Source organism: Natrinema soli, assembly GCF_028618695.1.
The window spans coordinates 1-7,364 of sequence record NZ_JAQIVI010000216.1 but is presented as its reverse complement, the minus strand read 5'-3'; the positions used below and the strand labels follow the sequence as shown (position 1 = coordinate 7,364).

5 protein-coding genes are annotated in these 7,364 nt (G+C 64.9%); 3 read left to right on the top strand and 2 right to left on the bottom strand.

From position 1 onward, the window contains the following. A partial coding sequence (gene tgtA, locus PGX04_RS14360; protein WP_273739147.1) for a tRNA guanosine(15) transglycosylase TgtA occupies positions 1-1,343 on the bottom strand: 1,343 nt, incomplete at its 3' end. Between the two features lie 273 nt (positions 1,344-1,616). Between tgtA and PGX04_RS14355 the strand changes: the two genes are divergently transcribed. The 3 genes from PGX04_RS14355 (at position 1,617) to PGX04_RS14345 (ending at position 4,414) form a co-directional block, all read left to right on the top strand. Continuing rightward, positions 1,617-2,936, top strand: coding sequence for a putative sodium/potassium/calcium exchanger (locus tag PGX04_RS14355; RefSeq protein WP_273739146.1), 1,320 nt, complete (start codon positions 1,617-1,619; stop codon positions 2,934-2,936). 125 nt (positions 2,937-3,061) lie between these two features. Next, a complete protein-coding gene (locus PGX04_RS14350; RefSeq protein WP_273739145.1) occupies positions 3,062-4,162 on the top strand; it encodes an archaeosine biosynthesis radical SAM protein RaSEA in 1,101 nt (366 codons plus the stop codon). A gap of 87 nt (positions 4,163-4,249) precedes the next feature. Continuing rightward, entirely contained in the window at positions 4,250-4,414 is a 165-nt protein-coding gene (locus PGX04_RS14345) for a hypothetical protein (protein WP_273739144.1), read from the top strand. Between the two features lie 3 nt (positions 4,415-4,417). On the opposite strand, the gene PGX04_RS14340 is transcribed toward PGX04_RS14345, so the two are convergent. Beyond that, the coding region (locus PGX04_RS14340) for a PAS domain S-box protein (protein ID WP_273739143.1) at positions 4,418-7,364 on the bottom strand (2,947 nt) is incomplete at its 5' end.

The following is a 7,364-nucleotide window of genomic DNA, read 5'->3' as shown; positions in this document are numbered from 1 at the left end:
GCGGCCTCGAGCGCCGCCCGATCGGTCCGCTCGGGGACTTCCGCGGTGAGGGGGTAGCTCCTCGAGAGCGCGCGGGGGAACGGCCCGAACGGTGGCTCGACGCGCCAGGAATCGTCGAAATCGCCGTTCCGCGGTGAATCCCCCTCCGTGAGCAACAGGGTGTCGGGGACGGACAGCCGCTCGAGGCGCTCGTGGTGGCGGACGACTTCGGGGCGGCGCGCGCTCTCGTGGGAGGTGTAGAAAAACGAGCCTTTCGAGACGGGATCCGAGCGCTCGAGCTGTGGGGCGTGATCGAGCAGCGTGCGGTAGCCGTCGAGCATCGTCGGGTGTGCGCGGGCGCGCTGCTCGACGAGTTCGAGCAGGTTGCCGGCGCGAATCGCCTCCTTGATCCGGCGGATTTCGGCGAAGGTAACGTGGAGGTTGTGCGCGGCCAGTTCCGACTCGCGTTCGTCGTCGGGGAGCGCGCGGAGTTCGTCGGGCGAATACGCGGTACAGACGGCACAGGAGCAGGGGAGGTACTCGAGGTCCGCGAGCTGGCGGGTGCCCCGAACCGTCAGATACCGGTCGTCGCGGGCGTAGAGCGCGTACGCCGCCGAGTCGAACAGGTCACAGCCCATGGCGACGGCGAGCGCGAACATCATGGGGTGGCCGGCACCGAAGAGGTGGACCGGCGCGTCGGCCCCCAGCCCGCGTTTGGCGGCGGCGACGACGTCGACCATGTCGTCGTACCGGTAGTCGTTCAGTAGCGGGACGACCGCGCCGACCGGAAAGACGTCGAGATCGGTCGCGTCGGCGTGTCGACCGGCACGCTCGCGGAGGTCCGGATAGGTCGACCCCTGGACCGGCGCGCTGACGAGCATCTCACCGGTGTCGGTAGCCTCGGCGATCTCGAGTCGCTCCTGTGTCGTCTCGAGGTCGGCTTCGGCCCGTTCGTGGGAGACGTCCGGCGGTGTCGGGATGTCGACCGGCGTGGCGATATCGGAGCCGATCTGACGCTGGAAGGCGAGGATTTCCTCGGTCGTCACGTCGATCTCGCCGTACTCCGAGAGCTGAAAGGAGCCGGAGTCGGTCATGATCGCGCCCGGGAAGTCCAGGAGTTCGTGGAGTCCCTCCTCGAGGGCGCGTTCGTGAAGGGTATCGTCACCGTGGATGATGTAGGAGTTCGTGATCAGTATCTCCGCGCCGAACTCCGTCGCGAGCCGGCGAGGGCTGATCGTATCCAGATTCGGATTGATCACCGGTAGCAACGCCGGGGTTTCGACGGTGACGTCGGCACGGGGGACGGTGAGTTCCCCGATACGACCGCCGGCGTCGGTGTCCCGGACTTCGAAGCACTCGCGCATTGTCCGGCAGTATCGCGAGCGCGCCGGTAAACGTTCCGTTCCCGTGCGCTCGGCATGTATACCGTGACGCTGCAAGCACATCACTTGTCACGCTGGACGAACGGCTCGGATCAGTCCGACGATCGTTTCCCGTCGCGACTCGCAACCGTCATCGAACTCGATAGGTGAACCCGATATTAGCGACCGTTGCACGGTTCCAACACTGCTTTTCTCCGAGATAATCTTGTAACAGTCGCTCTATTTTAGCCCTGAACGGCGGGTAGACGAGAGCGCATGGTTACACGACCGCAGCAAATCGGCGTCGTGTTCGTCGCGCTGCTGGTCGCACTCGCGGGGGGTCCTGCCCTCGCCGGTGCGACAGCGGCCGCGGACGACGACGCCGGAGACATGGGCGAATCGGAATCGGGCGCGACACTCCAGAACGTACAGGTCGGCACGCTCGAACTCGACAACGTCACCGTTGAGAACGCGACGATCGAGGAACTGAACGTCGAACAGCTCGACGCCGACGTGCAGGCGCTGCAGGACGAACTCGAGAGCAACGAGTCAGCGACTGCCAACGCGACCGACGGGAACGAAACGGATACCGCGAACAACGAAAGCAGCGAGAACGTGTCCCTCTCCGACATCCGCTTCGAGTCGCTCGAGCTCGAGGGGGTCACGCTCGAGGAACTCGAACGTAACGGTGGCGACAACGCGTCTGCGGACGCCGGGATGAACGAATCCGCTGACGCCGAGAACGAGACGGAAACCGACGTCGAGATCGAAGACGGAGATAACGAAACGGACGTCGCCGTTGAAGACGACAATACCACCGAGAACGACACCGCAGCGGCGAACGAAAGCGCCGGTAACGAATCCCTGATCGACGAGAACGCGAGCGAGGTCACGATTCAGAACCTGACCATCGAGACGATGGACGTTCAGCAACTCACCATCGAGGAGTTGACCGTCGGTGAGGACGCTGGGATGAACGAGACGGCCACCAACGAGACGAACGAGAGCGACGACCTCGAGATCACTGACGAAGACAACGAGACGACCGACAACGAGACGACCGAGGAAGACAACGAGACGGCTGACAACGAGACCACCGAGACTGAAAACGAGTCTCAGGAGATCGAGAACCTCACCATCGAACAGTTCGACGTCGACGAGGTCACGATCGAGTCGATGACCGTCCAGTCGGTCGAGGAGGGTAATCAGAGCGCCGGCATGGCCGCCGACGAAAACGCGACAACGAACGAGAGCGACGACCTCGAAATCACTGACGAAGAGAACGCGACTGACGAAGAGAACGCGACTGACGACAACGAGACGGAGACGAACATGACGGAAACCGACGAGATGGACACCGAAAGCAACGCTAGCTCCGGTGAAACTATCGCGACCCTCTCTGCATCGTCGATCACCATCGAGAACGCGACCAGTGACACCCTCACGTTCGGTGATGCGAGCGAACTCGAGGACATCGAGAGCGGTGACGCGATGGAGATGGACGATGAGATGAACGAGACGAACGAAACGAACGAATCCGACAACGAAACTGAGATCGAGACCGAGGACGACGCCGAGAACGAGTCCGAGGCCTAACCCGCGTTCGGCGGAAGAACGCGTCCGCCGTTTTTTCGGCGGTTGTGTCTCGAGGCTGAGTGCCGCGGGATGGGGGAAGACGCTAGACGAAGGCGCTTTAGGCGCTGGCCCGCTTGCACCTTCTAATGAGCAAACCCACGCCCGAGGTATACGAGCAGGGCAAGGGCATGGACGCCCACAATCAGGCGATGCGGGAGATCCGCTCTCGCAAGGAGGCCAGCTACGATCCCCACGAGCCGACCCGCGTCTGGCTCGACGAGGACAACACTCCCGACGGCGTCAAGACGAGTCTGACGATCATCCTCAACACCGGCGGCTGCCGGTGGGCCCGCGCCGGCGGTTGTACGATGTGCGGCTACGTCGCCGAGAGCGTCGACGGCGGCTCCGTGAGCCACGAGGCCCTGATGGACCAGATCGATAGCTGTCTGGAACACGAGGAAGACAACGCCGAGGAGCGGGCCGACCTGATCAAGATCTACACCTCCGGGTCCTTCCTCGACGAACGCGAGGTCGGCGCGGAGAGCCGACGAGCGATCGCCGACACCTTCGCCGATCGGGACCGCATCGTCCTCGAGTCCCTGCCCGACTTCGTCGACCGCGAGAAGATCGGCGACTTCACGCAACACGGCATTCACACGGACATCGCGATCGGCCTCGAGACGGCCACCGACCGCGTGCGCCACGACTGCGTAAACAAGTACTTCGACTTCGCGGACTTCGAGGACGCCTGTGCGGAAGCCGCCGTCGCAGACGAGAACGCTGGCGGCGACACGACGGCCGGGATCAAGGCCTACCTCCTGATGAAACCGCCCTTCCTCACCGAGGCCGAAGCAGTCGACGACATGCGCTCGTCGATCGAACGCTGTGCCGACGTGGACGGCTGTCACACCGTCTCGATGAACCCGTGTAACGTCCAGCGCTATACGATGGTCGACGAGCTCTATTTCAACGACGGCTACCGGCCGCCGTGGCTCTGGTCGGTCGCCCGCGTGCTCGAGGAGACGGCGGACGTCGACGCCATCGTCGTCTCCGATCCGGTCGGCCACGGCTCCGATCGGGGCCCGCACAACTGCCAGGAGTGCGACGACCGCGTCCAGAAGGCGATCAAGGACTTCGACCTGCGGCAGGATCCGTCGGTGTTCGAGCAGGTTTCCTGCGAGTGCGAACTGACCTGGGAGACCGTCATCGAGCGCGAACGGAGCTTCAATCAGCCGCTAACTCGATAGCGAACCCCCCGATAGCCGCCGGCCCGATGGCTTCCGGTTGTGGAAGCCGGGTACACTTATTTGACCGCAGTCCCGGTACCGTTCAGCATGGCACTCCCGTCGCTCTCGGACTACTGGAACGAACTCGAGCCCACGCTGTTGATCCTCGTCGGGTTCCTCCTGTTCGTCTTTCCCGAGCCCGCGACCTCCGCGCTGGGCGCGGGATTCATGTTGCTCGGTGCCAGCTGGTGGTTCTACGAGTGGGGACGCTAAGCCCTAATCGCCGGTCGCCGTCTCGTCCACCGCCGCCCGGACGGTCTCCGTGTCGGCGCGGGGCACCTCGAGCGTGACGACGGTGCCGCGAGGGTCGTTGTCCGCGAAGGAGAGCCGCCCGCCGGCCTGTCTGACGATCCAGTTGACCAGCCAGAGCCCGAGGCCGCTCCCGTGGCGAAGCTGCGTGATCTCCCGGTTGCCCTCGAGCAGTTCTCGCTCCTCGTCCGGCATGCCAGGGCCGTCGTCGGCGATCGACACGGTCACGATCTCGTCGTCCGGTCGATCCTGGAGCGTCACGTCGATCGTCAGTCGCGCCCGATCGCTGTGCTCGACGGCGTTTTCGAGGATCTGGAAGACGGCCGTCTGGAGGTACTCGTCGGCCCGGGCGAACGTTCGATCCGGCAGCGAGCAGTCGATGTCCGCCTCGTGGGCGCGCTCGAGGCGGTCGGCCGCTCGTTCGACGGCCGCGGAGAGATCGATCGGTCCGGCGGGGGCCTCTTCGCGGTCGAGTACCCGTTCGACGGCGCGAGTCTTCTCCGCGAGGCCGGTGAGTTCGCTCGCACGATTTCGGATGGTCTCGACGTACTCGTGGTTCGCGCCGTCGCTGCTGTCAGTGAGCATCTCGGCGCAGCCGTTGATGATGTTCATTCCGTTGCGCAGGTCGTGACGGAGCACGCGATTGAGGATCTCGAGGCGCTTCTGCCGCTGTTTCTGGGCGGTAATGTCGGTATAGAGTCCGAAGGCGCGATCCGACGACCCGTCCATCTCCATCGGAACGACGCGAAGCCTGAAATCTCGCAGCCCGTTCGCGGTCCGCCGTTTGACCTCGGCGTCGCCGATCTCGCCCCGCCTTCCGCGCCGGTTGAGCGTCTCGGCGTCGGCAATTCTGTCGGCCGGGACGACGTACTGATCGAGCGGGTTACCGACGAGGTCATCCTCGTCGTAGCCGAAGGTTCGTTCGAACGCCGGGTTAGTTTCCTCGACCACGGGGCCGTCCTCGAGCTGTGTAACGCTGACGACGGCGTCGGGGACGTTTTCGAACAGCGCCGCGAACCGGTCGCGTTCCGTCCGGAGACGCCCCTCGAACGCGATTCGATCGAGCGCGTCGGTGACGTGGGAGAGCAACAGTTCCGCCAGTTCCTCGTCGGCCGGCGTGAACGCGTCGGGCTCCGTCGAGCCGGCCAGAAACACGCCGCGGTCACCGATCGGAACGCTCAGGGCCGACTGGCAGTCGTCGCCGTTTCGGATCGAGTCGTGATCCGCGTCGATCCTGTCGACACGGACGGGCTGTTGCGTCCGATAGCACCGCCCTCCGAGGTCGTCGTCGAGCGGTATCCGCGCGTCGAGGTCGATCTCGAGGGTCGACGAAACGGCCTCCGGAACGAGGGACTCCTCTCGAGCCAGCGCGACGCAGCAGGCGTCGAAGTCGAGGACGTCTTCGGCCGCTTCGACGGTCAGATCGTATATCTCCGCGTGGCTCTCGCAGCCCTCGAGACGGGAAGCAACGTCGTGGAGTCCCTCGATCTTCGACTTGCGATCGACGAGCTTCCGTTCCATGCGTTTGCGGTCGCTGATATCGCGTGCGATCCCGACCGTCCCCTCGATCGCGCCGTCGGAGCGCAACAGCGCCATGTTGACCTCGCTCGGGATCCGCTCGTCGTCGGGGCCAGTCAGCGTGACCTCGTAGGTCGCGACGCGTCGGGAATCGTCGGACAGAAGCGCCCGAGCGTGTCGTCTGCCGCGCTCGATGCTCGCGTCCGTGAGGACCGTCGAGACGTGCTCGCCGATCAGTTCGTCGCGGTCGTAGCCGGTCGCGCCCATCATCGTCTCGTTGGCGGTGACCAGATACCCCTCGCTGTCAAGCTGGTAGACGCAGTCGCCGACCGTCTCGACGACGGTCTTCGTCCGCTCGAGTTCGCGTTCGCGCGCCGCTCGATCGAGCGTCGCTTCGGCGGTCGTGGCGAGGACGCGGATGAGGTGTCTCTCCGCGTCGTCGAGTTCATCGTCGCCCGACGACGCGACCGTCAATAGCCCGTGCTCGCCGAGCGGCTGGATAACCGCGTTTCCGACGCTGGCCTCGATGTCGTACGGGATACGGCCCGTCGAGACGGTGTCGACGAGAGCCGGCTCGCCGTCGGTGTAAGCGTCCCAGAGGGTGGTATACTCCGGGCCGATCGTCGAGATGTCGTCGGTGGACTCGTCGAGCGCCGCCGTTATCCCGGCGAGTTCGAGCGTCTCCGTCTCCTCGTCGTAGAACCTGATCGCGGCCAGGGACCGATCGATCACGTCCTCGGTCGCCGTCATCACGATGTCGGCGATTTCGTCGGTCGATTCCGCTCGCAGCAGCTCGTGAGTGGTCTCCTGGAGCGCCTCGAGCGCGTTCGCGCGCTTGCGCTCCGCGGTGACGTCCTGTCCGAAGGAGAGGACGCCGACGATTTCCCCGTCCTCGACGAGCGGCGTATTGACCCATTCACAGGTTATCGGCGTCCCGTCCCTGTCGACGTTGCGATTCACTCGTCGGGACGGCAGTCCGTCGGTGTCGCCGCTGGTGAGGGCATCCCAGTACTCGAGTACGTCTCGGCGCTCGTCGTCCCGAACGAGCAGATCCATTGCCGATTCGCCCCTGGCCTCGTCGGCGGTGTAGCCGAACAGCTCGGTCGCCGCGGGGTTCCAGTTGCGGACTTCGAACGCGAGGTTCCACTCGATGATCGCGAGCGGCGACTGCTCGACGAGTAGTTCGAGGCGGCTCGAGGGGTCCTCCGCCGGCTCCGGCGTGTGGATATCGACCGCGTCGGTGGTCGATCGCGTCCCGGATGACCGGTCGTCGAGTACCGCTTCCAGCCGCATCACGAGCGTGTCGACGCCCTGGTCGCGAGGGACGTAGCCGTCGGCTCCCGCGGCGTCGACCCGTTCGCGAATGAACGCCGTGATGTGGTCGCGCTGGCGTTCC